Raw genomic sequence first — 658 nt, 5'->3', positions numbered from 1 at the left:
CACCCTGCTGCAGCATCTGCAGGCGGCGCATGAGGCGCTGACCGGCGCTCCGCTCGTTCTGGACGGCAAGGCCGCGCCTCGCCAGCCCGGAATCGTGCAGGTCGTGCCGGACCGCCAGCTGGTGATCCGCGATCTGTTGATGCCGGGCTCGACCAGTTCGGGCGCGATCGACTACGTTCGAGAAACGGGGTTTACGAACAACGCTGCCGTAGTCGCGGAAAATCCGACTGTTCCGTATCCGCAATCAGACATAAAGTTTGACCTGCAGACCCTGCCGGTGCGTACGATTGCGCACTACGGTCTCGCGTCGAAGCAGATCCTTTCCGACGCTCCTCAGCTGGCCAGCTACATCGACGGGAGAATCCGCATAGGTATTGCGCTAGCCGAGGAAACGCAGCTTTTGAGCGGCGATGGAACAGGGCAGAATTTGACAGGCCTGATGACGCAGGCGGCCGCGTATGCGCTGCCTGCGGGCGTTTCCGTCAAGAATGAGACCATGATCGACCGCCTGCGTCTGGCCATGCTGCAGGCGACGCTTGCGCTCTTCCCGGCGACTGGCCACATCCTGAACCCGACCGACTGGGCGTCGATCGAGCTGACGAAAGACGGTCAGCAGCGCTACGTCTTCGCGAACCCGACCGGCGTCGCCGGGCCGGTG

General features: G+C 63.4%; 1 protein-coding gene. It reads left to right on the top strand.

Features of this window, described 5'->3' with window-relative positions; translation table 11 throughout:
* Positions 1–658: phage major capsid protein (locus HK28_RS13615; protein WP_143217445.1), on the top strand; the 658-nt coding region annotated here is incomplete at both ends.

The organism is Acetobacter sp. DsW_063 (genome assembly GCF_002153745.1).
Taxonomy (GTDB): Bacteria; Pseudomonadota; Alphaproteobacteria; order Acetobacterales; family Acetobacteraceae; genus Acetobacter.
This window is presented reverse-complemented; position numbering and strand designations above follow the sequence as displayed.